This is a genomic window from Brevundimonas sp. Root1279 (genome assembly GCF_001425945.1).
GTDB lineage: Bacteria > Pseudomonadota > Alphaproteobacteria > Caulobacterales > Caulobacteraceae > Brevundimonas.
In genome coordinates, this window is the sequence record NZ_LMEB01000001.1 from 317,741 (window position 1) to 344,299 (window position 26,559).

Below are 26,559 nucleotides of genomic sequence, written 5' to 3' on the forward strand. Positions count from 1 at the left end.
GCGTCGGCTCAAGCCGTGAGCGACCGGGGGTCGCCCACGGCTCGGGGAGAAATCAGACCAGGGCGCCGTGACAGTGCTTGAACTTGCGGCCCGAACCGCACGGGCAGTCGGCGTTGCGGGGGGTGCGCTCCCAGCCGACCGGCAGGGCGTCGACGGGCAGGCGGGCGCGGTCTTCGCCCTGCAGCTGGCCTTCCGGCAGCTGGGCCAGCGGGTTGGCCATTTCATTTTCGCCGGTGCCCGGATTCAGGTGGATTTCCTGGAATTCCGGCATCTCCATCGGCGGCGGGGTCTCGAAGCGGAACTCCACCGTCATCAGCCAGCGGGTGACGTTGTGACGGAGGTCGTGCAGCAGCGTCTCGAAGAGGTTGAAGGCCTCGGTCTTGTACTCGTTCAGCGGATCGCGCTGGCCGTAGCCGCGCAGGCCGATGACCCCGCGCAGGTGGTCCAGGTGGACCAGGTGCTCGCGCCAGTTCAGGTCGATCATCTGCAGCAGGAACTGCCGCTCGAGGTGACGGGTCTGGTCGGCGCCGATCAGGGCTTCGCGCTCGGCGACGCGGGCGTCGGCGGCCTGGACGATACGCTCCTCGACTTCCTCGTTCGAGACGCCTTCCTCCGCGGCCCACTCGGCCAGCGGCAGCTCCAGACCGAGGGTCGAGCGGACCTTCTCATCCAGGCCCTCGATGTCCCACTGCTCGGCGTAGGCCTTCGGCGGCATGTAGCGCTCGACGAAGTCGGCGATGACGTCGTTGCGGAATTCGCTGACCAGCTCCGACAGGTCGGTGGAGTCCATGAACTCCTGGCGCTGCTCGAACACGGCCTTGCGCTGGTCGTTCACGACGTCGTCGTACTTCAGCAGGTTCTTGCGGATGTCGTAATTGCGGGTCTCGACGCGCTTCTGGGCGGTTTCGACGGCGCGGTTCAGCCACGGGTGGCTGATGGCCTCGCCCTCGGCCACGCCGAAATTGCGCATGATGGCGTCCAGGCGGTCGCCGGCGAAGATGCGCAGCAGGTCGTCCTCGCAGGACAGGAAGAATTTCGACGTGCCCGGGTCGCCCTGACGACCGGTCCGGCCGCGCAGCTGGTTGTCGATGCGGCGGCTCTCGTGGCGCTCGGTGCCGAGCACGAACAGGCCGCCGGCGGCCAGCGACTTCTCTTTCTGGACCGCGATGTCGGCCTTCAGGCGGGCTTCCTCGGCCGCTTCCATCTCAGGGGTGATTTCCTGCGCCAGGTTGCGCAGCTCCTGACGCCACTTCTGCAGGCGCATTTCCAGGTTGCCGCCAAGCTGGATGTCCGTGCCGCGGCCGGCCATGTTCGTGGCGATGGTCACCACGCCCGGCAGGCCGGCGTCGGCGACGATATAGGCTTCCTGTTCGTGCTGGCGGGCGTTCAGCACGCTGTGCGGGATGCCCTTGCCCTTGCGGACGTCCAGCTCGAAGTCCTCGTCCTTCAGCGCCTGATAGGCCTTCTTGGCGGCGACGCGGACCTTCTGGTCGTCGCTGGCCGCCTCGGTCAGCAGGTGGGCGTGCTGCGGCTTCAGGGTCTTGAGGGTGACCTCGTATTCGAAGGTCTTGAGCAGCTCCGACAGGACTTCGGACTTCTCGATCGACACGGTGCCGACCAGGATCGGCTGGCCGCGCACGTGGCAGTCGGCGATCAGGGCGGCGATGGCCTGGTTCTTCTCGGCTTCGGTGCGGAAGATTTCGTCGTCGTGGTCGATCCGCTTGATCGGACGGTGGGTCGGCACCTCCAGGACATCCATCTTGTAGATGTCCATGAACTCCTGGGCCTCGGTCGCGGCCGTGCCGGTCATGCCCGAGAGCTTCTCGTAGAGGCGGAAGTAGTTCTGGATGGTCACCGAGGCCAGGGTCTGGTTCTCGGGCTGGATCTTGACGCCTTCCTTGGCCTCGATGGCCTGGTGCAGGCCTTCCGACAGGCGGCGCCCGGTCATCATGCGGCCGGTGAACTCATCGATGAGCATCACCTCGCCGGCCTTGATGATGTAGTCCTTGTCCTTCTGGTACAGGGTGTTGGCGCGCAGGGCCTGGTTGATGTGGTGCACCAGGCTGATGTTGGCGGCGTCGTACAGGCCGGTGGTGTCGGCGGCGAACAGGCCGCGGGACTCCATGATCTCCTCGATCTTTTCGGAGCCTTCCTCGGTCAGCAGGGCCTGGCGCTGCTTTTCGTCGAGGTCGAAGGTCGACTTCTCCTGGATCAGGTCCTTGATGATCGCGTCGACCGTCACATACAGATCCGAGCGGTCCTCGGTCGGGCCCGAGATGATCAGCGGCGTGCGCGCCTCGTCGATCAGGATGGAGTCGACTTCGTCGACGATGGCGAAGTGGTGCGGACGCTGCACCATCTCCTTGCGGTCATAGACCAGGTTGTCGCGCAGGTAGTCGAAGCCGAATTCGTTGTTGGTGCCGTAGGTGATGTCGGCCGCGTAGGCCGCCTGACGCTGGCCCTGCGACAGGCCGTTGACGATCACGCCGACCTCCAGGCCGAGGAAGCGATAGACGCGACCCATCCACTCGGCGTCGCGGCGGGCCAGGTAGTCGTTCACGGTGATGACGTGCACGCCCTTGCCCGACAGGGCGTTCAGATAGGCAGGCGCGATGGCGACCAGGGTCTTGCCCTCGCCGGTGCGCATCTCGGCGATGCCGCCCTCGTTCAGGATCATGCCGCCGGTCAGCTGCACGTCGTACTGGCGCTGGCCCAGCACCCGCTTCGAGGCTTCGCGGGCGACGGCGAAGGCGTCGTTGAGGATCTTGTCCTGGGTCTCGCCGGCGGCGAGGCGATCCCGGAACGTGTCCGTCATCATGCGCAGCTCGTCGTCGGACAGCGCGGCGTACTTGGCCTCCAGCGCGTTGATCTTCTGAACCCGGCCCATGAAGTCCTTGACCTTGCGGTCGTTGGAGGAGCCGAAAATCTTCTTGGCGATGCCGAGCATGAATGATCCGAAGGCGGGTGAGCGCGGGGGCTCTGGTACTGGAACGGTCCCGAAGGAGCGGTGGCGAAGGGGCGCTGTGCGAGGCCTCGGCGACGGCGGCCCGGTGCGCCTGTCACAAGGCGCGCGCGAGGGCCGCGCGAACGATCGAAAACCCCTCGACTTGGGCGCAGGCGGGACTTAAGCACCGCCCTTATCCCTGTCAACGCGAGGGCCTTTCCCGCCCGTGACGGAGCGCGCACGAAATGAGCCTCATCCTGCCCCGGACTCTGGCCCGTAGCCTGTTCCCGCTGGTGCTCGCGGCGACCCTGGCCCTGGCCGCCTGCGGTCAGGGCGGCGGCGGCGAAAAGGCCCCCGAACCGGGCGATCGCGCCGTGGCCAAGGTTCAGGACGAGACCATCTGGGCCTCCGACGTCAAGCGCGAGGCCGTGGCGCAGGGACTGGTCGGCGAGGGCGAGCCGCTCGATCCGACCTCCGACCTTTTCCGCCGCGTGCTCGATGAAGTGATCGACCAGAAGCTGCTGGCCCGCGAGGCCGAACGCCGCGGCCTCGACAACTCTCCGCTCGCCAAGCGCCGTCTCGAGGCCACTCGCGAACGCATTCTCGGCGACATGCTGGTCGAAACCGTCGTCAATGGCACCATTTCCGACCGCGCCGTCGAGACCATCTACCGCGAACAGGTCAAGCTGGCCGAGACCTCCGAGGAGATCCGCAGCCGCCTGATCCTGTCGCGCACCCGCGCCGAGGCCGACGCCGTCGTCGGCCTGCTCGCCCAGGGCGCCGCCTTCGAGGCGGTGGCCCAGCAGCGTTCGATCGATGAGGCCACCCGCTTCTCCGGCGGCGATCTCGGCTACGCCACCCTCGACGTCCTGCCCCAGGCCTACGCCGACGCCATGCGCGATCGGCCGGCCGGCTCCACCGTCGGCCCGTTCCAGACCGAGGGCGGCTGGGCTGTTCTGCGCATCGAGGATCGCCGCAAGGAGACGCCGCCGACGCTTGAACAGGCCCGTCCCCAGATCGTCCGCTACCTGACCTATGAAGGCGTGCGCCAACTGCTCGAGCAACTGCGCGGCAAGGCCGAGGTGGAGGTGCTGCTGAACGGCGACGCCGCGACCCGCGAACCGGCCTCGGCGCCGCGGCCCGCCGCCGCAACGAAAGCCGCCGCCGCTCCCGCGCCGGCCGCCCCAGCGACGCCTGCCCCGGCGACCCCTGCCCCGGCGAAATCCCAATGACCCCTCCGAACCAGAACCGCGGCAAGGGCCAGAAGCTCGAGCAGGCCCTCGAGAAGGCCCTCGACCCGCTGACCACCGCCCTCAAGCGCGCCACCGCGCCCGCCAAGACCGCCGCCCCGGCCGCCCCGGCCGCCGCGCCCGGCAAGCCCGGCCTGCAGATTTCGCCGCTCGCCGTGCCCTTCCCGACCATTCCGCCGATCGGCGGGGTCGAGATCGCCACCGCGCGGGCCGGCTTCTACAAGCACGAGCGCGACGACCTGGTGGTGTTCAGCTTCGCCCGCGGCACGACCTGCGCCGGGGTCTTCACCCGCCACAAGGTCGGCTCCGCGCCGGTCGACTGGTGCAAGCGACACCTCGACGCCGAGGGCGGCGGCTCGGACGTCCGCGCCCTGGTGGTCAACGCCGGCTGCGCCAACGCCTTCACCGGCAAGGCCGGGGCCGACGCCGCCCGACGCACCGCCTCCGAGGTGGCCAAGCGCTTCGGCTGCCGCCAGCGCGACGTCATGCTGGCCTCGACCGGGGTGATCGGCGTGGTGCTGGACGACCGCAAGATCGCCGCCCGCCTGTCCGACATCGAGGCGGGCCTGGACGCCGACGCCTGGGCCAAGGCCGGCCAGGGCATCATGACCACGGACACCTTCCCCAAGGGGTCCTACGCCGAGTGCGAGATCGACGGGCACACGGTGCGCATCGCCGGCATCGCCAAGGGTTCGGGCATGATCGCCCCGGACATGGCCACCATGCTGGCCTTCATCGTCACCGACGCGGACATCCATCCGAACGTGCTGCGCGCCCTGCTGGGCCTGCACGTGCGCACCACCTTCAACAGCGTCACGGTCGACGGCGACACCTCGACCAATGACACCGCCCTGCTGTTCGCCACCGGGGCCTCGGGCGCGCCGCGCATCGGCCGGGTCGGCGACCGTCGCCTGAAGGATTTCTCGGCCGCCCTGGACAAGGTCATGCTCGACCTCGCCCACCAGCTGGTCCGCGACGGCGAGGGGGCGACCAAATTCTTGCGCGTCCAGGTCGACGGCGCCGCCAGCCCGGCCTCGGCCCGCAAGCTGGCCAAGTCGATCGCAGACAGTCCCCTGGTCAAGACCGCCCTGGCCGGCGAGGACGCCAACTGGGGTCGCGTCGTCATGGCTGTCGGCAAGACCGAGGAGGCCGTCGACCGCGACCGGCTGATGATCAAGTTCGGTCCTCACGTCGCCGCCATCGACGGCGCCCCGTCGCCGACCTACGACGAGGCCAAGATGAGCGCCTATATGAAGAACCCGGAGATCGACATCACCGTCGACGTCGGCTCCGGTCGCGCCTCGGCCACCGTCTGGACCTGCGACCTGACCAAGCGCTACGTCGAGATCAACGGCGACTACCGCTCGTGAGCGAGACCTCAAAGGCCGATCTGAAGACCGTCCTCGTCGTCGCCGTCGCCCTGATCGACGCCGACGGCCGCGTGCTCATCGCCCAGCGGCCCGAGGGCAAGCAGCTGGCCGGCCTGTGGGAGTTTCCGGGCGGCAAGGTCGATCCCGGCGAGCGGCCCGAACAGGCCCTCATCCGCGAGCTGAAGGAAGAGCTGGGCATCGATGTGAACGAGGCGTGCCTGGCTCCGTTCGTTTTTGCGAGCCACGCTTACGATTCATTTCACCTGTTGATGCCACTCTACCTCTGCCGCCGCTGGTCAGGGGTGGTGCAGGCGCACGAGCATTCGGCGCTGAAATGGGTGCGGCCCAACCAATTGGCCGACTACCCCATGCCCCCGGCCGACGAACCTCTGGTCGCCTGGCTGCGCGACCTGCTCTAGCCGCCGAAGGAGGGGGCCATGCGCGATCTGGCGTCCCGGGTCCTGTCCGACGAAAGCGGCGCCACGGCCATCGAGTACGGCCTGATCGTCGGCTTGGTCTTCGTGGTCATGCTGGCGGCGCTGAGCGCCTTCGCCGAGAACGGCACCGGCGTTTTCAACGACGCCATGAACGCCATCTCCGCGGCCATCACCGGCGCCCTGAGCTAGGCTTCAGCCCGGGTCTTCGGTCCCGGTCCATTCCTTGACCCCCAGGGCGTCCGCCAGGCGCACCTTGGCCGAACCGCGCGGCAGCGGCTTCTGCTGGCGCTCGTGCGGGGCCCAGCCCGCCAGGTGGACGATTTCGAAGGTCGCCTGCAGCCGCCCGTCGGGCTCGCTGAAGCGCTCGGCGTAGAGTTCGGCGGCGCGGGCGAGCAGGCCGCGCGTCAGCGGCCGTATGCCGCCCGCCAGCGCATTGGTCTCGCCCATGCCCCTCAGGTCGGTGATCAGGGCGTAGAGATCGCGATAGCGCACCGTCACCCGGTCGACATCGGACACCGGCAGGGCGAAACCGGCCCGCTGCAGCAGGGCGGCGCCGTCGAAACCGTCGGCGAACGGCGACACCCGCGCCTGGGCCCCGCCGCGCACCTCCAGCTCGGCCTCGGTCAGGACCTGGCGCAGCTCCTTCAGCGTCCCGGCCCCCAGCAGGGTCCCGATGAACAGCCCGTCCGGCTTCAGCGCCCGCCGGATCTGGGCCAGGGCGCCGGGCAGGTCGTTGGCCCAGTGCAGGCTCATCAGCGAGACGATCAGGTCCTGCGACTGGTCCGGCAGGTCCAGCGGCGTCGCCCCCGGCGCGGCCCGGGCCGCGGCGTCTCCGACCACCTTCGCTGCTCCGACCCGCTGCGCCGCGTCGCTCTCGGCCATCAGGCGCGCGAACGGCCCCGGCCGCGCCGACAGGTCGACGACGTCTGGAAAGTCGCGCAGGATGACTTCCAGGCTGTTCACCGCATTGTCGGCGGCTCGGACGTGCAGAAAGTCAGAGGCCGCGAAGGCGGTCTCGCCGCGGGCCAGCTTGGCGGCGCGGCGGCGGGCGTCGAAGATCTCGGGGGGACCGGAGGAGGGGGGCATGGGCGTTCAGGATGGGGCCTGGCGTGCGCGATTGGAAGCGGGCGGCGCGCATCTGGCGCACGCCCTGCGCGCCGTCGGGCGAGGCGCGGCCGACCTGCTGCTTCCGCCTCTGGCTCACGACAGCGCCGAAGCGACCGCTTCAGCCGGGCTGACGCCGGACGCCTGGAGCCGCATCGTCTTTCTCGAGGATCCGGTCTGCGACGGCTGCGGCGCGCCGTTCGCGGTCGAGGGCGGGGCCTTTGCCGACGCCCGCTGTCCGGCCTGCATGGCCCAGCCCTACGCCTTCGATCGAGCCCGCGCCGCCTGTGTCTACGACGAGGCCTCGCGCGGCCTGATCCTCAAATTCAAGCATGGCGACCATCAGCCGTTCGCCCCGCTGTTCGCCCGCTGGGTCAGCCGCGCCGCCGCGCCCCTGCTGGCCGAGGCCGACTGCGTCGTACCGGTGCCGCTGCACCGCTTCCGCCTGCTGGCGCGCCGCTTCAACCAGGCGGCCGAGGTCGCCCGGCCGCTGGCCCGCGACGCCGGCCTCGACTTCATTCCCGACGCCCTGGTCCGCCAGACCCATACCGCCACCCAGGGCGGCAAGTCGGCGCGGGGGCGGCGCCTGAACGTCAGGAAGGCCTTCGCCGTCACCGAGGCGGGCCGTCGCCGCATCAAGGGCCGGCGCATCCTTCTGGTCGACGACGTGTTGACCACGGGCGCCACCGCCGAGGCCTGCGCCCGCGCCCTGGTCGAGGCCGGCGCCCGCGCCGTGGACCTGGCCGTCGTCGCCCGGGTGCGAAGTGCGCGCGAACTGACTAAATGATGTCTACGCCCCGGGACTGCGCGCCCGAGGCCCAGTTGATTTGGAGATATTTGTTGGCCGACGTCGTCATCTACACCAAGCCGGGCTGCGGCTACTGCTACGCCGCCAAGGACCTGCTCGATCGCAAGGGCGTCGAGTACACTGAGATCGTAGCCTCGGCCGATCCGACCCTGAAGCAGGAGATGATCCAGAAGTCCGGCGGGCGGATGACCTTCCCGCAGATCTTCATCGACGGAAAGCACATTGGCGGCTCCGACGACCTGCACGCGCTTGACGCCCGGGGCGGCCTGGACCCATTGCTCGAGGCCTGATGTCGAACCTCCCCATCGCCCTGATCCAGACCCGCACCCCGGCTTCGCCGGCGGCGGGCCTCGCCCACGTCGAACCGCTGGTCCGCCAGGCCGCGGCCGGCGGGGCGAAGCTGATCCTGACGCCTGAGGCCACCAATTTCCTGATCCAGGATCGCGCCGCCCGCGACGCCGTCCTGGCGGAGGCCGACCGCGATGCGACCGTCATCGGCCTGCGGGCGTTGGCGAGGGAGCTGGGCGTCTGGTTGCTGATCGGCTCGGCCATCGTCCGCTCGGGTCACGAGGGCGACGAGCGCGCCGCCAACCGCTCCATCCTGGTCGACGATCAGGGCGAGGTGGTCGCCACCTACGACAAGCTGCACGTCTATGACGTCGACCTGCCGACCGGCGAGCGCTGGCGCGAGAGCGCTGCGGTGCGGCCCGGCGACGGCGCCGTGGTCGCCGACACCCCTTGGGGCAAGCTCGGTCTGACCATCTGCTACGACATCCGCTTCCCGCAGCTGCATCGCGCCCTGGCCAAGGCCGGGGCCGCCATGATCGCCGTGCCGGCCGCCTTCACCGTCCCGACCGGCGAGGCCCACTGGGAGACGCTGCTGCGCGCCCGGGCCATCGAGACCGGCGCCTATATCCTCGCCCCGGCCCAGGCCGGGACGCACGAGGACGGCCGCAGGACCTGGGGTCGCTCGACGGTGGTGGCTCCGTGGGGCGAGGTCATCGCCAAGCTCGACCATGACGAGCCCGGCGTCCTGTACGCCGAGCTTGATCTGGAGGCGGTCGAAAAGGCCCGCAGCGCGGTGCCTCAGTTGACCCACGACCGGGCCTTCGCCCTTCCGTCATGATCCGCTACGCCCTCCAGTGCGAGCACGGCCATGGCTTCGAAGCCTGGTTCGGGGCCTCGGCCGACTACGACGACCAGGCCGCGCGCGGGCTGGTGGAATGCCCGGAGTGCGGCTCCACGACGATCAGCAAGCAGATCATGGCCCCGGCGGTCGCGGGGACGAAGAAGAGCGCCGCCGCGCCGGACGCGACCCAGCTGCGCACCATGATGACCCAGGCGGTCCGCGAGGTCCGCGCCCACGTCGAGCAGAATTTCGACTACGTCGGCGACGCCTTCGCGCGCGAGGCCCGCGACATCCACGAGGGCCGCTCGGAGAAGCGCGAAATCTACGGCGAGGCCAGCCCCGCCGAGGTGAAGAAGCTGCGCGACGACGGGGTGCCCTGCGCGCCCCTGCCGTCGCTCCCGCCGGACCCCGCTAAGCTCAACTGAGGCCAGACCGATGTCGCCCGCCCTGCTCGCCGCCCTCGCGCTGGATCCGACGGTGGCCGACCTGTCCTGGATGTCCGGCTACTGGCTCAGCTGTGAGGACGGTCGCGAGGTGTCCGAAACGTGGAGCGACCCGCGCGGCGACCTGATGGTCGGCCATGGCGTGACCCTGTCCCGCGGCCGCTCCAGCTTTGAACTGTTCCGCATCGCCCCGCACGAGGGCGGCGTCGCCTATTTCGCCCAGCCGTCGGGCGGGCCGGCGACGATCTTCGCCGCGGCCGAGGTCGGGTCGGACCATGTCGTCTTCGTCAATCCGGAGCACGACTTCCCGCAGCGCGTCAGCTACCGCCTGGAAGGCGACGTTCTGAACGCCCGCATCGACGGCCAGATCGACGGCCAGCCGCAGGCGATGGAGTGGCGCTACCGCCGGGCCGAGCTCAACGCCCGCTGCCCGGCATGAGCACCCTGGCCTGGCGACCGATGACCGAGGCGGACCTCGACGGCGTGGCCGCGGTCGCCGCGGTCGGCTTCCCGGATCATTTCGAGGGGCGCGACTGTTTCGAGAACCGGCTCGCGCTCAATCCGTCCGGCTGTTTCGTTTTGGCCGGGGAGGGGGGCGTGAAGGGTTACCTCGTCGCCTATCCGTGGACCTTCGGGAGCGCCCCGGCGCTCAACACCCTGATCGAGGCCCTGCCCGCCGAGGCGGACGTCTTCTACCTGCACGACCTGGCCCTGCATCCGGACGTGCGCGGCGGCGGCTGGTCCCGCCCGATCGTCGAACAGCTGGCCGTCGAGGCCGGCGCCGCCGGCTGGCCGGCCGTCGCCCTGGTCGCCGTCAACGACGCCGCCCCCTTCTGGGAGCGGCACGGCTTCGCGGTCAGCGACGCGTCGGGGATGGCCGCGAAGCTCGCCAGCTATGGCCCCGACGCGCGCTACATGGTGCGCGAACTCTAGTCGGCGTCGCGGGTCCAGCCCTTGCCGGCCATGCAGGCGGCGAAGGCGTCGCTGTGTTCGTTGCGGCCGGTGCTGTTGCGGCAGCCTTCGCGGGCGTCGTCGAAGGGCTGGGCGTTCTGGCCGCTCCAGCCGACGTGGTCATGGCCGTCGGCGTCGATGACGGTGATGCAGGCCGAGGTCGACAGGGCGGCGGCGGCCACGGCGGCGAGGATCAGAAGGCGATTCATGGAACAGCTCCGGTTCGGGGGGATGGCGTTATCTCCCACCGCCAAGCTCGGCTGTCCCGTTACATCGACGCAAGGTCGCTGAACGCCTGTTCAGCTTGAGCGTAAGACGCAGCCCGGGGGACGGGAACCCTGCGCCTCGCCACGCGCTGCTGCGCCCATGACCAAACGTCTCTCCCTCATACTCCTCCTCGGCGGTGCGGCTCTCGCCCTCGGCGCATGCGCCACCCTGCAACGCGGACCGGTCGGCAACGCCGCCGTTCCCCAGCCTGCGAAGGCGGTCGATCTCGATCGCTACGTCGGCCTCTGGTACGAGATCGGCCGGTACGAGAACGGCTTCGAGCGCGGCTGCGAAGGCGTCACCGCGCGCTACGCCCGCCGCGAGGACGGCCTGGTCAGCGTGGTCAACAGCTGTCGCCAGGGCGGCCCGGACGGCCCGGAAAAGGTCTCCGAGGGCCGCGCCAAGGTGGTTGCGGGCAGCGACGGAGCCAAGCTGAAGGTCAGCTTCTTCGGCCCCTTCTTCGTCGGCGACTATTGGGTGCTCGACCGCGCGGACGACTATTCCTGGTCGATCGTGGGCGAGCCTTCCGGGCGGTACCTGTGGCTGCTCAGCCGGACGGCCGAGCCCTCTCCCGAGATGCGTCGCGTCATGCTCGATCGCGCGCGCGACCTCGGCTACGACCTCGACCTGGTCCGGCCGACGCGACACGCCGGCTGAGGCTGATCAGTCCCGGGTCGCGATCATCATGTAGTTGATGTCCGCGTCGGCGCTCTCGCTCCAGCGGTCGGCCAGCGGATTGTAGGCCAGGCCGTAGGGTCCGGTGACCGTCAGCGGCTCCTGGGACAGCATCGCCCGGATCTCGTCCGGCTTGAGGAACTGGCGCCAGTCGTGGGTCCCCGCAGGCACCCAGCGCAGCACGTACTCGGCCGCGACCTTGCCCAGGGCCAGGGCCTTGAGCGTGCGGTTCAGGGTGGCGACGATCATCATCCCGCCGGGCTTCACCAGCCGCGAGCAGGCGCGGATGAAGGCTTCGGGGTCGGCGACGTGCTCAATGACCTCCATAGTCAGCACCACGTCGAATGGCCCGGCCCCCGAGGCTTCCATCTGCTCGACGGTGGCCGCGCGATAGGCGATGTCCAGGCCCTGCTGCTCGGCGTGGGCGCGGGCGGTGCCGATGTTCTCGCTGGAGGCGTCGACCGCCGTGACCTGGAAGCCCATGCGCCGCATCGGCTCGGCGATCAGCCCGCCGCCGCAGCCGATGTCGATCAGGGTCAGGCCGGCGAAGGGTTCGCGGGTCTTCGGGTCGCGGGCGAAGCGCTCCGCCGCCCGGTCGCGGACGAAGGCCAGCCGGGCCGGATTGAACCGATGCAGGGGCGCGAAAGGGCCCTTGGCGTCCCACCATTCGGCCGCCTGGGCCGAGAAGCGGGCCACGTCTGCAGGATCGATCGACGGCCCCGCCGCCTGATCGTTGAATTCCCCCGCGGATTGGGGTTCCCGCGCCGATACGGTGTCGTTAGAAGCGACCATGGGCCGAGGGATGAACCCGGACGGTCCTCCTTGCAAGACGGAGCTTCACGGCACGATGACGCGGCCCGACCCAGCCAGACTGGTGATGAAGTTCGGCGGCACCTCAATGGCCGACCTGGAGCGCATTCGCCGCGCCGCCCGGATCGTCGCCGCCGAGGCCGCCTCGGGCAAGAAGGTCACCGTGGTCGTCTCGGCCATGGCCGGCAAGACCAATGAGCTGGTGGCGTGGACCGACGGCGCCGGCCGCCCCGGCCAGGGCATCGAGATGTCCGACGACGAATACGACGTCGTCGTCGCCTCGGGCGAGCAGGTGACCTCGGGCCTGCTGGCCCTGACCCTGCGCAACATGGGCCTGAACGCGCGCAGCTGGATGGGCTGGCAGATCCCGATCATCACCGACGACGCCCACGGCCGGGCCCGCATCGACGACGTGCCGGGCGACGTGCTCGGGGCCGCCATCGATGCGGGCGAGATCGCCGTCGTCCCCGGCTTCCAGGGCGTCACCCGCGACGGCCGCATCACCACCCTGGGCCGCGGAGGCTCGGACACTTCGGCGGTGGCGGTGGCTGCGGCCCTGGGCTGTCCCTGCGACATCTACACCGACGTCGACGGCGTCTACACCACCGACCCGCGCATCGAGCAGCGCGCCCGCCGCCTCGAAAAGGTCTCCTACGAGGAGATGCTGGAGATGGCCTCCCTGGGCGCCAAGGTGCTGCAGACCCGCTCGGTCGAACTGGCCATGGCGAAACAGGTCCCGGTCCGGGTCCTGTCCAGCTTCATCGAACCCGACGAGAACGGCGTGCTGCCCGCCAAGTCCGGCACCCTGATCTGCGACGAGGAGGAAATCGTGGAAAAACGCATCGTATCCGGCGTGACCATGAGCCGTGACGAGGCCCGCATCACCCTGCTGGGCCTGTCCGACCGGGTCGAGGCCCCCGCCGACGTCTTCACCCGGCTGGCTGACGCCAACGTCAACGTCGACATGATCGTCCAGAGCCAGGCCCGCACCGAGGGCGCGGTCAACCTGACCTTCACGACCGGCCGCCGCGACGCCCAGCGCGCCGCCGAGCTGATGCGCGCCGCGCAAGCCGAGATCGGCTTCGAGGAGCTGCGCGTCGACGAGGACGTGGCCAAGGTCTCGGTCGTCGGCGTGGGCATGCGCAGTCATGCGGGCGTCGCACAGACCATGTTCAAGGCGCTGGCCGACAAGGGCGTGAAGTTCCAGGCCATCTCCACGTCGGAGATCAAGATCAGCGTGCTGATCGATGCGGCCTATGCGGAACTGGCCGTTCGTGCGCTTCATTCGGCTTACGGATTGGAAGCGGTCTAGGAATTAAGCTTTGCGGCGCCCATCTGGGGCGCTCGAGACGGGAGGGGCCATGCCGGTTGGCGGATTGACGACGAGGGGGCCGCGGAACCTCCTTCGCCAGATCCGCGAGGCTATGGCGGGGGCCGCGCCGCCCCAGGACCGGCTCGACACCGTCGTGCGCATCATCGCCCAGTCGATGGTCGCCGAGGTTTGCTCCATCTATCTGCGCCGCGCGTCGGGCGAGCTGGAGCTGTTCGCCACCCAGGGCCTGAAGCCCGAGGCCGTGCACAACACCCGCCTGCGCCCCGGCGAGGGCCTGGTCGGCGAGGTGGCCCGCTCGGCCGAACCGATCAGCCTGTCGGACGCGCCTTCGCACCCCAGCTTCGCCTACCGCCCGGAAACCGGCGAAGATCCGTACCACGCCTTCCTCGGCGCCCCCCTGCTGCGCGGCGGCCGGGCCATCGGCGTGCTCGTCGTCCAGAACCGCTCCGAGCGGCGCTACGACGAGGACGAGATCGAGGACATCCAGACCATCGCCATGGTCCTGGCCGAGACCGTCGCCTCGGGCGAACTGCTGGCCCAGGAAGAGCTGCGCGACATCGAGGTCGCGCCGCACCGGCCCGAACGCCTCAAGGGCCAGCGCTTCGCTGAAGGGCTCGCCTACGGCCACGTCGTCCTGCACGAGGCCCCGGTCCCGCCCGAGAACCTCCTCGCCGAGAACCAGCAGGTCGAGGAGATCCGTCTGCGCGAGGCCCTGATCGGGCTGAAGGCCAACATCGACTCCATGCTCGAAGGCGGCATGGGCGGCCTGTCGGGCCCGTCCTTCGAAGTGCTCGAAACCTACCGCATGTTCGCCGACGACCGGGGCTGGAACCGGTCGCTGGAGGAGGCGGTGCGCACCGGCCTGACCGCCGAGGCCGCGGTCGACCGGGTCCGCAACGAACACCGCGCCCGCTTCGCCAAGGCTCGCGATCCCTACATCCGCGAGCGGCTGCACGACTTCGAGGACCTGGCCAACCGCCTGCTGCGCGTCCTGGCCGGCGACCGCCCGGGCGAGCGGGAGATGCCCGACGACGCCATTCTCGTGGCGCGCAACCTCGGCCCGGCTGACCTGCTCGAATATCCGCGCCACAAGATCCGCGGCCTGCTGCTCGAGGAAGGCTCGGCGGCCAGCCACGCGGCCATCGTCGCCCGCGCCCTGCAGATCCCCTGCGTCGGCCGCCTCATGGGCCTGCGCGACCGCCTGTCCGAGGGCGATCTGGTCATCGTCGACGGCGAGACCGGCGAGGCCTTCCTGCGTCCGCGCCCCGACATGCTGGCGGCCGTGCAGTCGCGCATCGAGGTCCGCAGCGAGCGGCAGAAGGAGTTCACCCGCCTTCGCGACGTGCCTGCCGTCACCCAGGACGGCACCCGCATCACCGTCCTGACCAACGGCGGCCTCGCCGTCGACCTGGAGAACCTCGACGCCACCGGCGCCGAGGGCATCGGCCTGTTCCGCACCGAGTTCCAGTTCATGGTCTCCGAGGAGCTGCCGCGCCTCGACGCCCAGACCGCCCTCTACAAGCTGGTGCTCGACACCGCCGGCGACCGGCCTGTCACCTTCCGCACCCTCGACATCGGCGGCGACAAGGTGCTGCCCTACCTGGAGACCGAGCGGGAGGAGAACCCGGCGCTTGGCCGTCGCGCCATCCGCCTCGGCCTCGACCGGCCCGGCCTGCTGCGCCTGCAGCTGCGCGCCCTGCTGACCGCCGCCGCCGGGCGTGAGCTGCGCGTCATGTTCCCGATGATCGCCACCGTCGACGAGTTCCGCGCCGCCCGCGAACTGGTCGACGTCGAGATCGCCTGGGCCCGCCGCCGCGGCCGCGCCCTGCCGGCCCTGCTGCGCGTCGGGGCGATGATCGAATGCCCCAGCCTGCTGTGGCACCTCGACGCCCTGCTGCCCCTGACCGACTTCGTCTCGATCGGCACCAACGACCTGTTCCAGTACATGTTCGCCGCCGACCGCACGAACCCGCTGGTCTCCGATCGCTACGACCCGCTGTCGCCCCCCGCCCTGCGCGCCCTGGCCGAGATCCAGAAGAAATGCGCCGACACCGGCACCCCGGTTTCGGTCTGCGGCGAACTGGCCGGCCGGCCGCTCGAAGCCTTCGCCCTTCTGACCCTCGGCTACACCCGGCTGTCGGCCCCGGCCGGCGGCGTCGGACCGGTCAAGCGCATGATCCTGTCCGCCGATCTGCCCGCCGCCCGCCGCGGCATGGCGAACCTGCTCGGCTCCTCCGCAGGATCGATCCGCGGCGAACTCGAAAGTCTGGCCCGGAAATTGAACGTCACGATCTGACCCACGCCGGCCCTTCGGGCCTTTCGTGGCTAACAAATCGTTGATCGGTCAGCTCTTATGAGTTATCCACAAGGTGAACCCGGGGGGTCTGCGGGGTCGGGCCTTCAAGGCCATCCCGATATGATACAGGGTCCCCGTCTGAGTACCGTCGGCGCGAGTCTCTCGCCGGCAAGCGTGGGGTCGAGCGTCATGGCGCTGGATACGGGGCGAGGCTCCGAAGAGTATCGGGTGCATTCCGACTGGAAGGACGTGACTCCTTCGGTCACTGACGCGGCGACGCTCGGTGACGGCCTGCGCGTCGCCCGGGACCAGTCCGGCCGTTCCCTCGCCGAGCTCGCCAGCATCACCCGCGTCCCGGCCCGCTACCTGACCGCCCTGGAGCAGAACGATTTCTCGGTCCTGCCCAACCGCGTCTTCTCGATCGGCTATGTGCGCGCCTACGCCTCGGCCCTGGGCCTCGATGAGCAACTGGCCGTCGAGCGTTTCAAGCGCGAGAGCCCGGACCCCTCGGTGCCGCTTCAGCCGCCGGTGGGCGTCGCCTTCGAGGAGGTGAAGCGCTACTCGCCCCGCCTGATCGCCGTCGGCGTCGCCCTGATCGTCGCCGTGGTCGGCTGGAACGTCTTCCAGCGCGTCAGCCTGATGCGCGCGCCGCAACCCTCGGACCTCGCCGCCGTGCCGGAGAGCTGGACCCTCGGCGCCGTGCCGGGCCAGGAGCAGGTCATCCGCCTGGCCGCGCCGCACCCCGCGCCGCCGGACCAGACCATCCCGGCCCTGTACATCACCCCCGGCCTCGAGACCGAGCTGACCGGCATCGACCCGACCTCGCCCGAGGCGCTCGCCGCCGCTGCTGCGGCCGCCGCCCCGGTCCAGAAGGCCTTCAATCCGCGCGGGGCCATCTACGGCTCGCCGGCCAACGCCTCGCAGGTCGTGCTGCAGGCCAAGAAGTCCGCCTATCTGATCGTGCGCATGGCGGACGGCCGCGTGCTGTTCGCCCGCCAACTGGCCGCCGGCGACGCCTGGCGCGCGCCGCTCGGCGTCTCGGCGACGGTGGATGTGCAGGACGTGACCGCCTTCGACGTCTATCTGAACGGCGAGCACGGCGGACCGCTGCAGGCGCAGCTGACGCCCCTGGCCCAGCTCAACAGCCGCGCCCAGACCCAGGCCCGGACGAACGCAGCCGAGGTCGCCGCCCGCGCCGCAGCGGTTCAGGCCCAGGCTCAGCAGGCCCAGGCGCAGCTGCAACCGGCGGTCGCCGCGGTCCCTGTGACTCCGACCCCGGCCGTCACTGGCGGCTGATCCGCGACCCTGCGTGTCGTGGCCATGCCGCAATCGAAGGCCTATGTTGGCTCCAGCATGAGCCTTGACCACACCCACGTCCGCCCGTGGCGCCACATTGAGCGCCGCAAGAGCCGCCAGATCATGGTCGGGAACGTCGCCGTGGGCGGCGACGCCCCGATCACGGTCCAGTCGATGACCAACACCCCGACGTCTGACGCCGGGGCCACCATCGACCAGATCCGCCGTCTGGAGGAGGCCGGGGCCGATATCGTCCGCGTCTCGTGCCCGGACGAGGACTCGACCGCCGCCTTCAAGACCATCGCCCGCGAGGCCAAGGTCCCGCTCGTTGCGGACATCCACTTCCACTACAAGCGCGGCATCGAGGCGGCCCAGGCCGGCGCCGCCTGCCTGCGCATCAACCCGGGCAACATCGGCTCGGCCGATCGGGTCCGCGAAGTCATCCAGGCCGCCAAGGATCACGGCTGCTCGATGCGGATCGGCGTCAACGCCGGCTCGCTCGAGAAGGAGCTGCTCGAGAAATACGGCGAGCCCTGTCCCGACGCCATGGTCGAGAGCGCGCTCAATCACGCCCGCATCCTGCAGGACCACGACTTCCACGAGTTCAAGATCTCGGTGAAGGCGTCCGACCCGTTCCTGACCGTCGCCGCCTACCAGCAGCTGGCCGAAGCCATCGACTGCCCGCTGCACCTCGGCGTCACCGAGGCCGGGCCGCTGCGCACCGGGACCATCAAGTCCGCCATCGGCATGGGCTCCATGCTGTGGGCCGGCATCGGCGACACCATCCGCGTCTCCCTGGCCGCCGACCCGGTCGAGGAGATCAAGGTCGGCTTCGACATCCTCAAGTCGCTCGGCCTGCGCCACCGCGGCGTGAACATCATCGCCTGTCCGTCGTGCGCGCGGCAGGGCTTCAACGTCATCGAGACGGTCGGCATCCTCGAGGAGAAGCTGGCCCACGTGACGACGCCGATGTCGCTCTCGATCATCGGCTGCGTGGTCAACGGCCCGGGCGAGGCGCTCTACACCGACGTCGGTTTCACCGGCGGCGGCAAGGGTGCGGGCATGGTCTATCTGAACGGCAAGATCGCCCACAAACAGGCCAACGACGGCATGATCGACGAGATCGTCCAGCAGGTCGAACGCAAGGCCGCCGAACTGGACGCCGCCCGCGCCGCCGACAAGGGAGCGCTCGCCGCCGCGGAGTGAGGAGGGACCGATGGTCCGGATGTGGAAGGCCTGCTTGCCGCTGCTGCCTCTCCTCGCAGCAGCCTGCGCCCCGCCGCCGCCCGCGCCACCCGAGCCTCCCGCCGTCGTCGGCCTGCCGAACCCGGCCTCTGTCAATTGCGTCAACCAGGGCGGCGTCCATCAGGTCCGCAAGACCGCAAGCGGCGACGAGTACGGCGTCTGCCTGTTCTCCGACGGCCGTCAGTGCGAAGAGTGGGCCCTGCTGCGCGACAAGCGCTGCGTCGCTCCCAGTCCGGACGCTCCATGAAGCTCTACATCACCACCCCGTCGCCCTATGCCCGCAAATGCCGCATCGTCGCCCGCGAGAAGGGCTTGGCCGACCGCATCGAGGAGATCGCGGTCGACCCCTACGGCAACGCCCCCGAGCTCCTCGCCTCCAACCCTGTGGTGCAGGTCCCGACCCTGATCGCGGAGGACGGCCTGCCGATCACCGACAGCCCGGTCATCTGCGAATATCTGGACGCCCTGGGCGAGGGCGCGCCCCTGTTGCCGGCGGCGGGCGAGGCGCGTCTGCGGGTGCGGCGGTTGGAGACCCTGGCCAACGGTGCCTTGGAGATGGGCGTCAAACTGGTGCTGGAGAAGCGGCGGCCGGAGAGCGAGCGCTCACCCTCCTGGATCGCGCGCTGGACCACCAACCTGGACCGCGCCCTGGACGCTCTCGAGGCCGCAGCGCCGGACGCCTCGCGACTGGACGTGGGCGTGATCACCGCCGGCGTTGCGGTGACCTGGATCAGCTTCCGGCATCCGGACATCGACTGGAAGACCGGCCGACCCAATCTCGTAGCGTTGCAGGCGGTCCTGGAAGAACGGCCCAGCTTCGCCTCGACGAGGCCGGACCAAGGCTGAGGCTCGAGACCGGCGAAATACGAAGCCGAGGAATCCGCGACTAATCCGATGGTTGTGTGGAGTCCGGGAAAGTTCCGTCAGTAATCATCACGTTCCGGTGATTGACTGTGGGTCCTCAGCGATGCGAAACAGCGGCCTAGGGTTCGCAGGGGGCGGCCCGATCCTTTTGGGGCCTACCATGATCTCTTCCCGCACCGCGCGCATCGGCGCGCGCGTCCTGGCGCTCGCCGCCGCTGCTCTGACTCTGCCGGCCTGCGCCACCATCACGCGCGGCTCGAGCCAGGAGTTCACCGTCGAAAGCACCCCGCCGGGCGCCCGCGTTTCGACCTCGAACGGCTTCCAGTGCGACGCCACGCCGTGCACCTTCCGCATGCCGCGCAAGGACGCCTTCCGCGCCTCCATCTCGATGGACGGCTACGTGACCCAGGAAGTCCAGATCAAGAGCGGCATCTCGGGTGAAGGCGCCGCCGGCCTGGCCGGCAACGTGATCTTCGGCGGCGTCGTCGGCGCCGTGGTCGACGGCACCTCGGGCGCCATGAACGACCTGACCCCGAACCCGCTGATCGTCACCCTGCGCACGCCGGCTGAAGAAGCTGCGTGGCAGGATTCCGAGCGCGCCCGTCTGGCCTCGGCCGCCTCGGCCGCTCCGGCCGGCGGCCAATAGTTCTAGAGTAACAGGAATTCCAATGATGCTTCGTCGTCTCGCGGCTGTCGCCGCCGTCGCTTCCCTGATGGGTCTGGCCGCTTGCGCCACGCCGTCGAACCCGGCCGCCATGACGCTGCCGGCCACCGCCGGTCTGACCGCTTCGGCCGGCGACGTCGGCTACAAGTCGGTGACGACGGTCAACGTCTCGGGCGGCAACGAAACCAACCCGCTGTGGACCGCCCAGGTCTCCAACGCCGACTTCAAGACGGCGCTGGAGAACTCGCTTAACGCCGCCGGCTACATGGGCTCGGAAGGCCGTCCGCTGGTCGTCACGGCCAGCCTGGTCAACCTGAAGCAGCCGATGGCCGGTCTCGACATGTCGGTGACCAGCGAAGTCCGCTACAGTGTGACCCGCGACGGCACGGTGATCTTCAACGACACCGTCTCGGCCACCGGCGTCGGCACCATGGGCGAGGCTTTCGTGGGCACCGAGCGCCTGCGCATCGCCAACGAGAAGTCGATCCAGGAGAACATCAAGGAGTTCCTGAAGCGCTTCCGCGCCCAGGCTCGCTGATCCTCGATCGCGACCGATCAAGAAGGGCGGGGCGGACTTCGGTCCGTCCCGCCTTTTGCGTTTCAGGCCCCTTCCATCAAGCCATGACCCCGGCCAACTGCAGGCCCTGGAAGCCGGCAAGGAAGACCAGCAGGCCGCCGACCGAATAGGCCAGCACCCGACGCGGCACCCGCTTGGCGATGAGCCCGGCGAAGGGGGCGGCGATCAGGCCGCCGACGACGAGGCCGGCGACGGCCGAGGCGTGGTTCTCCAGGGCGTCGGCGTCGCGCCAGTGCCCGGTGACCAGCGACCAGACGAAGGTGGCGCTGATCGCCACAGTGACGAAGAACTCGGCGGTGTTGCCGGTGCCGATCGCCCGGCGCGGCTCCTGGCCGGCGCCGACCAGGGTCGAGGACACGGTCGGGCCCCAGCCGCCGCCGCCGATGGCGTCGAGGAAGCCGCCGATGGCGCCCAGCGGGGCGACGATCCAGGCCGGACGAATGTGCCGCGGTTTCACGTCGTGGCCGGCCCGCCAGAGGATGTAGCAGCCCATGATGGCCAGGTAGGCGATGACGAAGGGCTTGATCAGGTCGCCCTCGATCCCCGCCAGCACATAGGCCCCCAGGATGCCGCCGATCACCCCCGCCCCGGCGAGGGGGAGCAGCAGCCGCCATTCGACGTTCTTGTGGGCGATGTGGCTGCCGGCCGAGGCGGCCGTGGTGAACACCTCGGCCGTGTGGACGCTGGCCGAGGCCGTGGCCGGCGGCACGCCGAAGGCCAGCAGCACCGAGGAGGAGATCACCCCGTAGGCCATGCCCAGGGAGCCGTCGACCGCCTGGGCCAGCACGCCCACCAGCAGGAAGAGCAGAAAGGTTTCCATGAAGCCCCCGGCATCGCATGCGCCATGTCGAACGACTGCAATGGGCCCGGCCGGCGAAGGTTGCGTCGGTCACGGCGCGTTCGCGCAGAGGTGACCGCTGCTGCCGCATCGACAGGGACGGGCTCGGCGCGGTAAGGACCCCTCCCGCAATCGAAGGCTCCAACCGACGTGAGACTGCCCCAGGCCCGGCTCGATCAGGTGCTCGACCGCTTCCACCAGGTGGAGGCGCGGATGGGCGCGGCCACGGACGGCGCGGAGATCGTCCGCCTGTCCAAGGAGCACGCCGAGATCAAGCCGGTGGCCGATGCGGTCCAGGCCCTGGCGCGCCTGCGCGCCGAGATGGCCGACCTGGAGGTCATGGCCGCCGATCCCGAGATGGCCGAGATGGCCGCCGAGGAGCTGCAGGACCTCAAGGACCGCCTGCCGGACATGGAGCGGAGCGTCGCCCTGCTGCTGGCCCCGCGCGACGCCGACGAGAACGCTTCGGCCGTGCTGGAAGTCCGCGCCGGCACCGGCGGCGACGAGGCCGCCCTGTTCGCCGGCGACCTGTTCCGCATGTATTCGCGCTACGCCTCGACCGTGGGCTGGCGGGTCGAGATCGACAGCGCCACCGAGGGCGAGGCCGGCGGCTACAAGGAGATCATCGCCACCGTCACCGGCGAGGGCGTGTTCGGCCGGCTCAAGTTTGAGAGCGGCGTCCACCGGGTGCAGCGCGTTCCGGCGACCGAGGCCGGCGGGCGCATCCACACCTCGGCCGCCACCGTCGCGGTGCTGCCGGAGGTCGAGGACGTCGAGATCGAGATCCGCGACCAGGACATCCGCATCGACACCTTCCGCGCCTCTGGCTCGGGCGGCCAGCACGTCAACAAGACCGACTCCGCCGTGCGCATCACCCACTTCCCCTCGGGGATCATGGTGACCTCGTCGGAGAAGTCGCAGCACGTGAACCGCGACAAGGCGATGAAGAACCTGCGCGTCCGCCTCTACGACATGCAGCGCCAGGCCAAGGACGCGGCCCGTTCCGACGCCCGCAAGTCCCAGGTCGGCTCGGGCGACCGCTCCGAGCGCATCCGCACCTACAACTTCCCGCAGGGCCGGGTGACCGACCACCGCATCGGCCTGACCCTTCACAGCCTGCCGCAGATCCTCGAGGGCGACCTCGACCCGATGCTGAACGCCCTGATCGCCGAGGACCAGGCGGCGCGGCTGGCGGATCTGGAAGCCGAGTTCAACTGATCGGGACTATCCCTCCGCCGTCAGCGTCCCGCCCTCGACCCGCACGAACTCGGCGCGGCCCCTGAGAGGCGCGAACAGCTCGGACTCGGTGCCGGTCAGGAAGGCCTGCAGGCCCAAGGCCTCGATCTCGTCGAACAGGGCGGCCCGCCGCCGCGCGTCGAGGTGGGCCGGGGCCTCATCCAGCAGCAGGATGGGGGCCGCCTTCTGGCCCGACAGCCGCGCCAGCTGGGCCAGGATCAGGTTCAGCACCAGCGCCTTCTGCTCCCCCGACGAGCCCTCGGCGGCGGGCCGGTTCTTCTCGCGGTGCAGGGCGGTCAGGTCCGAGCGGTGCGGCCCGAACAGCGAGCGGCCGGCGCCGGCGTCGCGGGCGCGCGATCGGGCCATGCCCTCGCGGATGGCGGCGGCGATATCGGCGTCCGAGACGCCCTCGGCGGCCAAGGTCTCGGCCTCGCCGGCCAGGCCGAGGTCGGCCTGGGGAAAGGGGCGGTCGCCGCGCGCGTCGATCTCGGCCTGCAGGACCTTGAGCGCGGCGGCGCGCGCCGTCGCGGCGGCGGCCCCGGCCTCGCCGAGCCGGATCTCCAGGGCGTCGAGCCACAGCGGATCGGCCGGCTGGCCCTCGGCCCCGTCGGTCAGCAGCCGCAGCCGTTCGCGCAACGCCTTCTCATAGGCCGAGACCGCGGCGGCGTGGGCCGGGTCGGCGGCGAAGACCAGGCGGTCGAAGAATTTCAGCCGGTCGGCGCGGGCGTCGGAGAACAGGCGATCCTGCTCGGGGGTGGCCCAGATCGGCCGCAGATGATCGAGCAGCCGCCCCGGCTGGGCCGTTTCGCCATCGATCCGGACGATGCGCCGGGCCGCGCCGGCCGCCTGCACCCCGGTGCCGAGCCGCACCTCGTCCTCGCCGTCGGTCAGCACCGCCATGACCGCCCAGGCCCGGCCGCCGGTCTCGCCGGGCTCGCGCCGCCCCATCTCCGGCGCCGTCGCCCCGCGCAGCCCCTTGCCGGGCGTGAACAGGCTCAGCGCCTCCAGCAGGTTGGTCTTGCCCGCCCCGTTCGGCCCATGCAGCACCACCGTCCCCGCCGTGACCGGCAGGGTCGCGCTCGCATAGGAGCGGAAGTCGGTGAGGGTGAGGGCGGTGATCACCATTGGCGAGTGGCGAGTGGCGAGTGACGAGTGACGAGTCAATCCGAGCAAGGACCTTCCTCGTCACTAATCACTCGCCACTTCGATCACACCCGCAGCGGCATCAGCACGTACTGCACGCCCGGGTCGCCCGGATCGAGCACCAGGGTCGGGCTGGCCGGGTCGGCGAATTTGAAGTGCGCCGTCTCGCCAGTGATCTGGCCGGCGACGTCCAGCAGGTAGCGGGCGTTGAAGCCGATCTCGAAAGGCTCTTCCGAGTAGCCGATCTCGACCTCCTCGACGCCCTGGCCGGCCTCCATGTTGCGGACGGTCAGGGTGACGCGGTCCAGCTCGAAGGCCAGTTTCACCGACCGGCTCTTCTCGGCCGAGATGGTGGCGACGCGGTCGACCGCCGAAGCGAAGACCGAGTTGTCGATGTCGGCCTGCTTGTCGTTCCCCTTGGGGATGACGCGCATGTAGTCCGGGAAGGCGCCGTCGATGACCTTGGAGGTCAGCGAGGCCTGGCCGAACTCGAAGCGGATCTTCTGCGGGCTGACCATGACCTCGACCGGGCCGGAGCCGTCGTCGAGCAGGCGGCGGACCTGGTCGATCGTCTTGCGCGGCACGATGACGCCGGGGCCGCCGGCGGCGCCCTCGGGAGCCGGGGTCTCGGCCAGGGCCAGGCGGTGACCGTCGGTGGCCACGGCGCGCAGCAGCGGGATGCCGGCCTCGGCCACGGTGTGGAGATACAGGCCGTTCAGATAGTAGCGGGTCTCCTCCGTGGAGACGGCGAAACGGGTCTTGTCGATCAGCCGGGCCAGGTCTTCCTTGGGCAGGGTGAAGCGCGTGCCCGAGGTCTCGGTCGACATCACCGGGAAGTCGCCGGCCGGCAGCACCGGCAGGTTGAACTTCGAACGGCCGGCCTGGACCACCAGCCGGGGATCGTCGCCCGAATAGGACAGGGACACCTCGGCGCCGTCCGGCAGCTTGCGGACGATCTCGTACAGGGTGTGGGCCGGGGCGGTGATCTGGCCCTCGACGTTCACCGTCGCCTCGGCCTCGTCGACCATCTCCATGTCGAGATCGGTCGCGGCGAAGGCGAGCTTGTCGCGACCTGCGCTGAGCAGGACGTTGGACAGGATCGGAATGGTGTTGCGCCGCTCGACGACGCTCTGGACGTGCCCGAGGGCCTTCAGGAGCGCGGATCGTTCGATAGTCAGCTGCATGTCGTCTCGCCCGGCTGCGGCGACTCAAGCGTCACCGCTGATAGAGGGCCTTGGACACTAGCGGATTGGTCGGCAGGAGCAAGGAAGGGACTAGGTTCTAGGTGTTAGGGGCTAGGGACGATGCCGGATCGAATGTGGATAATCGTCGAGATGCGGCCGTTGGCCTCCCTCGACCCTAGAACCTAGCCCCTAGAACCTAACCCCTGAGCTTGCGCGTCAGCGCCTCGACGTCCCGGGCGATCTGGTCGTCCTGGGCCATCAGCTCCTCGATCTTGCGCACGCCATGCAGGACCGTGGTGTGGTCCCGCCCGCCGAAGCGGCGGCCGATGTCCGGGTAGGAGCGCGTCGTGTGCTGCTTGCACAGCCACATGGCGATCTGGCGCGGACGGGCGACCGAACGGGTGCGGCGCTCGCTCAGCAGATCGGCCTGCTTGAGGGTGAAATGCTCGGCGACGGTCTTCTGGATCTCGTCGACGGTGATGCGGCGCTCCGGCCCGCCGCGCAGGGCGGAGCCGAGCAGGGCCTGGACCTCGTCGGCGGTCAGGGCCGACAGGCGGGCGCCGGCGACGGCGGCCAGGGTGTTCACGGCGCCTTCCAGCTCGCGCATCGAGCCGGGGGTGCGGTCGACCAGGTGCTCGAGCACTTCCGGACGCGCTTCGCCCGAGACGACGCCGAGGCCGGCCAAGGCGGCGATGCGGTTGCGGGCCACGGCCAGTTTGAGGGCGCGGTCGGCGGGCTCGACCGGGCAGGTCAGGCCCGAGGCCAGGTGGCTGCGCAGGCGCGGCTCGACCTCGGTCAGGGCCATCGGCGGACGGTCGGCCGACAGGATGATGCGTTTGCCGTCCTCGATCAGGCTGGTCAGCGTGGCCAGCAGCTCGTCCTGGGTCGAGGCCTTGCCGCCGACGAACTGGACGTCGTCGATCAGCAGCATGTCGGCGCTGCGCAGGCTTTCCTTGAAGATCGCCGTCGAGCGGTCCTGCATGGCGCGCACGAAGGTCGAGAGGAAGCGTTCGGCGGTCAGATAGACCACCTTGGCGTCCGGACGCAGTCGCTGGGCCTCCCAGGCGATGGCGTTCAGCAGGTGCGTCTTGCCGTAGCCGTAGGGGCCGCAGAAGAAGATCGGGTTGAAGTGGCCGTCGGCCCAGGCGGCGGCCTGGCGGGCGATGGCCAGGGCGAAGGCGTTGCCCTGTCCCTCGACGAAGCTGTCGAAGGTCAGGCGCTCCTGCAGGCCGGCGGCGCGCACCGCGCGGGCGCCGTCGGCGACCGGGGCCACGGTGGCCATCGGCATGGGAACGACGTTGGGGGCGGTGATAGGGGCCTCGGCGCGACCGGCGGCGACCTGCGAGGCCGGCGGGGTCGAACCCATCTCGGCGCGGCAGCGCACTTCCAGGCGGCGCGACAGGCCGTCGAGGCCGAGCCACAGCTCGTTCATGCGGCGCAGGGCGTTCTTGCGCACCCAGTCGCGGGCATAGGCGGTCGGAGTGACGAGGATCAGCTGACCGGCGGTGTCGATGCGCACCGCCGAGGGGGCGATGTAGGAGCTGAAGGCGCCTTCGCCGATTTCGCTCCGCAGGCGGCCCGCCGCCTCCGTCCAGATACGATCCGGATCGGTCATCCCCGCCATCTGCGCGCCCCCCGCCATATCAGCCACCCACCATAGGTTTCACCACCAAACGCGCTTCAGAGCGGCCTGGA

Annotated in this window: 28 protein-coding genes; 20 read left to right on the forward strand and 8 right to left on the reverse strand. The window is 70.0% G+C overall.

From position 1 onward, the window contains the following. Positions 1–52: 52 nt before the first annotated feature. Positions 53–2,947, reverse strand: a complete 2,895-nt coding sequence (gene secA / locus ASC65_RS01540) for a preprotein translocase subunit SecA (RefSeq protein WP_056448509.1) — start codon at positions 2,945–2,947, stop codon at positions 53–55. A gap of 242 nt (positions 2,948–3,189) precedes the next feature. Between secA and ASC65_RS01545 the strand changes: the two genes are divergently transcribed. The 4 genes from ASC65_RS01545 to ASC65_RS01560 are packed head-to-tail and all read left to right on the forward strand — an operon-like array spanning position 3,190 to position 6,190. Next, on the forward strand, positions 3,190–4,176 hold the full coding sequence (locus ASC65_RS01545) for a peptidylprolyl isomerase (protein ID WP_056448513.1): 987 nt from the start codon (positions 3,190–3,192) through the stop codon (positions 4,174–4,176). Next, positions 4,173–5,564 carry a bifunctional glutamate N-acetyltransferase/amino-acid acetyltransferase ArgJ gene (gene argJ, locus ASC65_RS01550; RefSeq protein WP_056448516.1) on the forward strand — a complete coding sequence of 464 codons (1,392 nt, stop codon included), beginning with the start codon at positions 4,173–4,175 and terminating at the stop codon, positions 5,562–5,564. The genes ASC65_RS01545 and argJ overlap by 4 nt, the downstream gene beginning before the upstream one ends. 20 nt (positions 5,565–5,584) lie before the next feature. Next, the gene (mutT, locus tag ASC65_RS01555) at positions 5,585–5,983 is read left to right on the forward strand and encodes an 8-oxo-dGTP diphosphatase MutT (protein WP_056449174.1); all 399 of its coding nucleotides are present in this window, start codon (positions 5,585–5,587) and stop codon (positions 5,981–5,983) included. Between the two features lie 18 nt (positions 5,984–6,001). Further along, entirely contained in the window at positions 6,002–6,190 is a 189-nt protein-coding gene (locus ASC65_RS01560) for a Flp family type IVb pilin (RefSeq protein ID WP_056448519.1), read from the forward strand. 3 nt (positions 6,191–6,193) lie between these two features. Here ASC65_RS01560 and ASC65_RS01565 read toward each other — a convergent pair whose 3' ends face one another. Further along, positions 6,194–7,087 (reverse strand): methyltransferase domain-containing protein, encoded by an 894-nt coding sequence (locus ASC65_RS01565; RefSeq protein ID WP_056448522.1) that lies wholly within the window; start codon positions 7,085–7,087, stop codon positions 6,194–6,196. On the opposite strand from ASC65_RS01565, the gene ASC65_RS01570 reads away from it, so the two are divergent. The 6 genes from ASC65_RS01570 to ASC65_RS01595 are packed head-to-tail and all read left to right on the forward strand — an operon-like array spanning position 7,086 to position 10,418. After that, entirely contained in the window at positions 7,086–7,892 is an 807-nt protein-coding gene (locus ASC65_RS01570) for a ComF family protein (protein ID WP_056448525.1), read from the forward strand. The genes ASC65_RS01565 and ASC65_RS01570 overlap by 2 nt on opposite strands. Before the next feature lie 53 nt (positions 7,893–7,945). Then, on the forward strand, positions 7,946–8,203 hold the full coding sequence (gene grxC, locus ASC65_RS01575; RefSeq protein ID WP_056448528.1) for a glutaredoxin 3: 258 nt from the start codon (positions 7,946–7,948) through the stop codon (positions 8,201–8,203). Then, positions 8,203–9,039: a carbon-nitrogen hydrolase family protein gene (locus ASC65_RS01580; RefSeq protein WP_056448531.1), complete on the forward strand. Its 837-nt coding sequence runs from the start codon at positions 8,203–8,205 to the stop codon at positions 9,037–9,039. The genes grxC and ASC65_RS01580 overlap by 1 nt, the downstream gene beginning before the upstream one ends. After that, entirely contained in the window at positions 9,036–9,467 is a 432-nt protein-coding gene (locus tag ASC65_RS01585) for a DUF1178 family protein (protein ID WP_056448534.1), read from the forward strand. Before ASC65_RS01580 ends, ASC65_RS01585 begins: the two co-directional genes overlap by 4 nt. A gap of 10 nt (positions 9,468–9,477) precedes the next feature. Next, positions 9,478–9,924, forward strand: coding sequence for a DUF6265 family protein (locus ASC65_RS01590; RefSeq protein WP_056448538.1), 447 nt, complete (start codon positions 9,478–9,480; stop codon positions 9,922–9,924). Next, positions 9,921–10,418, forward strand: a complete 498-nt coding sequence (locus ASC65_RS01595) for a GNAT family N-acetyltransferase (protein WP_056448541.1) — start codon at positions 9,921–9,923, stop codon at positions 10,416–10,418. The genes ASC65_RS01590 and ASC65_RS01595 overlap by 4 nt, the downstream gene beginning before the upstream one ends. Here ASC65_RS01595 and ASC65_RS01600 read toward each other — a convergent pair. Further along, complete coding sequence (locus ASC65_RS01600) at positions 10,415–10,645, reverse strand: hypothetical protein (RefSeq protein ID WP_056448545.1); 231 nt, start codon at positions 10,643–10,645, stop codon at positions 10,415–10,417. The two genes, ASC65_RS01595 and ASC65_RS01600, sit on opposite strands and share 4 nt — an antisense overlap. Before the next feature lie 157 nt (positions 10,646–10,802). Between ASC65_RS01600 and ASC65_RS01605 the strand changes: the two genes are divergently transcribed. Continuing rightward, entirely contained in the window at positions 10,803–11,360 is a 558-nt protein-coding gene (locus ASC65_RS01605) for a lipocalin family protein (protein ID WP_056448548.1), read from the forward strand. A 6-nt stretch (positions 11,361–11,366) separates the two neighbouring features. On the opposite strand, the gene ubiG is transcribed toward ASC65_RS01605, so the two are convergent. Next, the gene (gene ubiG, locus ASC65_RS01610; RefSeq protein ID WP_082525823.1) at positions 11,367–12,170 is read right to left on the reverse strand and encodes a bifunctional 2-polyprenyl-6-hydroxyphenol methylase/3-demethylubiquinol 3-O-methyltransferase UbiG; all 804 of its coding nucleotides are present in this window, start codon (positions 12,168–12,170) and stop codon (positions 11,367–11,369) included. A 55-nt stretch (positions 12,171–12,225) separates the two neighbouring features. Between ubiG and ASC65_RS01615 the strand changes: the two genes are divergently transcribed. The 8 genes from ASC65_RS01615 to ASC65_RS01650 all read left to right on the forward strand — a co-directional run bounded on the left by ASC65_RS01615 (position 12,226) and on the right by ASC65_RS01650 (position 20,424). Next, on the forward strand, positions 12,226–13,500 hold the full coding sequence (locus ASC65_RS01615; RefSeq protein WP_056448550.1) for an aspartate kinase: 1,275 nt from the start codon (positions 12,226–12,228) through the stop codon (positions 13,498–13,500). Between the two features lie 112 nt (positions 13,501–13,612). Then, complete coding sequence (ptsP, locus tag ASC65_RS01620; protein ID WP_442854110.1) at positions 13,613–15,817, forward strand: phosphoenolpyruvate--protein phosphotransferase; 2,205 nt, start codon at positions 13,613–13,615, stop codon at positions 15,815–15,817. Positions 15,818–16,006: 189 nt separating this feature from the next. After that, a complete protein-coding gene (locus ASC65_RS01625; protein ID WP_056448556.1) occupies positions 16,007–17,113 on the forward strand; it encodes a helix-turn-helix domain-containing protein in 1,107 nt (368 codons plus the stop codon). A gap of 57 nt (positions 17,114–17,170) precedes the next feature. Continuing rightward, positions 17,171–18,319, forward strand: coding sequence for a flavodoxin-dependent (E)-4-hydroxy-3-methylbut-2-enyl-diphosphate synthase (gene ispG, locus ASC65_RS01630; protein ID WP_056449180.1), 1,149 nt, complete (start codon positions 17,171–17,173; stop codon positions 18,317–18,319). 10 nt (positions 18,320–18,329) lie between these two features. Beyond that, positions 18,330–18,605: a putative hemolysin gene (locus ASC65_RS01635; protein WP_056448559.1), complete on the forward strand. Its 276-nt coding sequence runs from the start codon at positions 18,330–18,332 to the stop codon at positions 18,603–18,605. Next, complete coding sequence (locus ASC65_RS01640; RefSeq protein ID WP_056448561.1) at positions 18,602–19,204, forward strand: glutathione S-transferase family protein; 603 nt, start codon at positions 18,602–18,604, stop codon at positions 19,202–19,204. The genes ASC65_RS01635 and ASC65_RS01640 overlap by 4 nt, the downstream gene beginning before the upstream one ends. Before the next feature lie 178 nt (positions 19,205–19,382). Then, positions 19,383–19,868 carry a translation initiation factor 2 gene (locus ASC65_RS01645; RefSeq protein WP_200939767.1) on the forward strand — a complete coding sequence of 162 codons (486 nt, stop codon included), beginning with the start codon at positions 19,383–19,385 and terminating at the stop codon, positions 19,866–19,868. 25 nt (positions 19,869–19,893) lie between these two features. Continuing rightward, positions 19,894–20,424 carry a hypothetical protein gene (locus ASC65_RS01650; RefSeq protein WP_156459511.1) on the forward strand — a complete coding sequence of 177 codons (531 nt, stop codon included), beginning with the start codon at positions 19,894–19,896 and terminating at the stop codon, positions 20,422–20,424. Between the two features lie 76 nt (positions 20,425–20,500). Here ASC65_RS01650 and ASC65_RS01655 read toward each other — a convergent pair whose 3' ends face one another. Further along, complete coding sequence (locus ASC65_RS01655; RefSeq protein WP_056448567.1) at positions 20,501–21,283, reverse strand: sulfite exporter TauE/SafE family protein; 783 nt, start codon at positions 21,281–21,283, stop codon at positions 20,501–20,503. A gap of 168 nt (positions 21,284–21,451) precedes the next feature. On the opposite strand from ASC65_RS01655, the gene prfA reads away from it, so the two are divergent. Further along, positions 21,452–22,519, forward strand: a complete 1,068-nt coding sequence (gene prfA / locus ASC65_RS01660) for a peptide chain release factor 1 (RefSeq protein WP_056448569.1) — start codon at positions 21,452–21,454, stop codon at positions 22,517–22,519. A gap of 6 nt (positions 22,520–22,525) precedes the next feature. Here prfA and recF read toward each other — a convergent pair whose 3' ends face one another. The 3 genes from recF to dnaA form a co-directional block, all read right to left on the reverse strand. Beyond that, positions 22,526–23,662, reverse strand: a complete 1,137-nt coding sequence (gene recF, locus ASC65_RS01665) for a DNA replication/repair protein RecF (RefSeq protein WP_056448573.1) — start codon at positions 23,660–23,662, stop codon at positions 22,526–22,528. Positions 23,663–23,745: 83 nt separating this feature from the next. Continuing rightward, positions 23,746–24,864, reverse strand: a complete 1,119-nt coding sequence (dnaN, locus tag ASC65_RS01670; RefSeq protein WP_056448576.1) for a DNA polymerase III subunit beta — start codon at positions 24,862–24,864, stop codon at positions 23,746–23,748. Between the two features lie 196 nt (positions 24,865–25,060). Continuing rightward, positions 25,061–26,488 carry a chromosomal replication initiator protein DnaA gene (gene dnaA, locus ASC65_RS01675; RefSeq protein WP_235561365.1) on the reverse strand — a complete coding sequence of 476 codons (1,428 nt, stop codon included), beginning with the start codon at positions 26,486–26,488 and terminating at the stop codon, positions 25,061–25,063. Positions 26,489–26,559 lie beyond the last annotated feature (71 nt).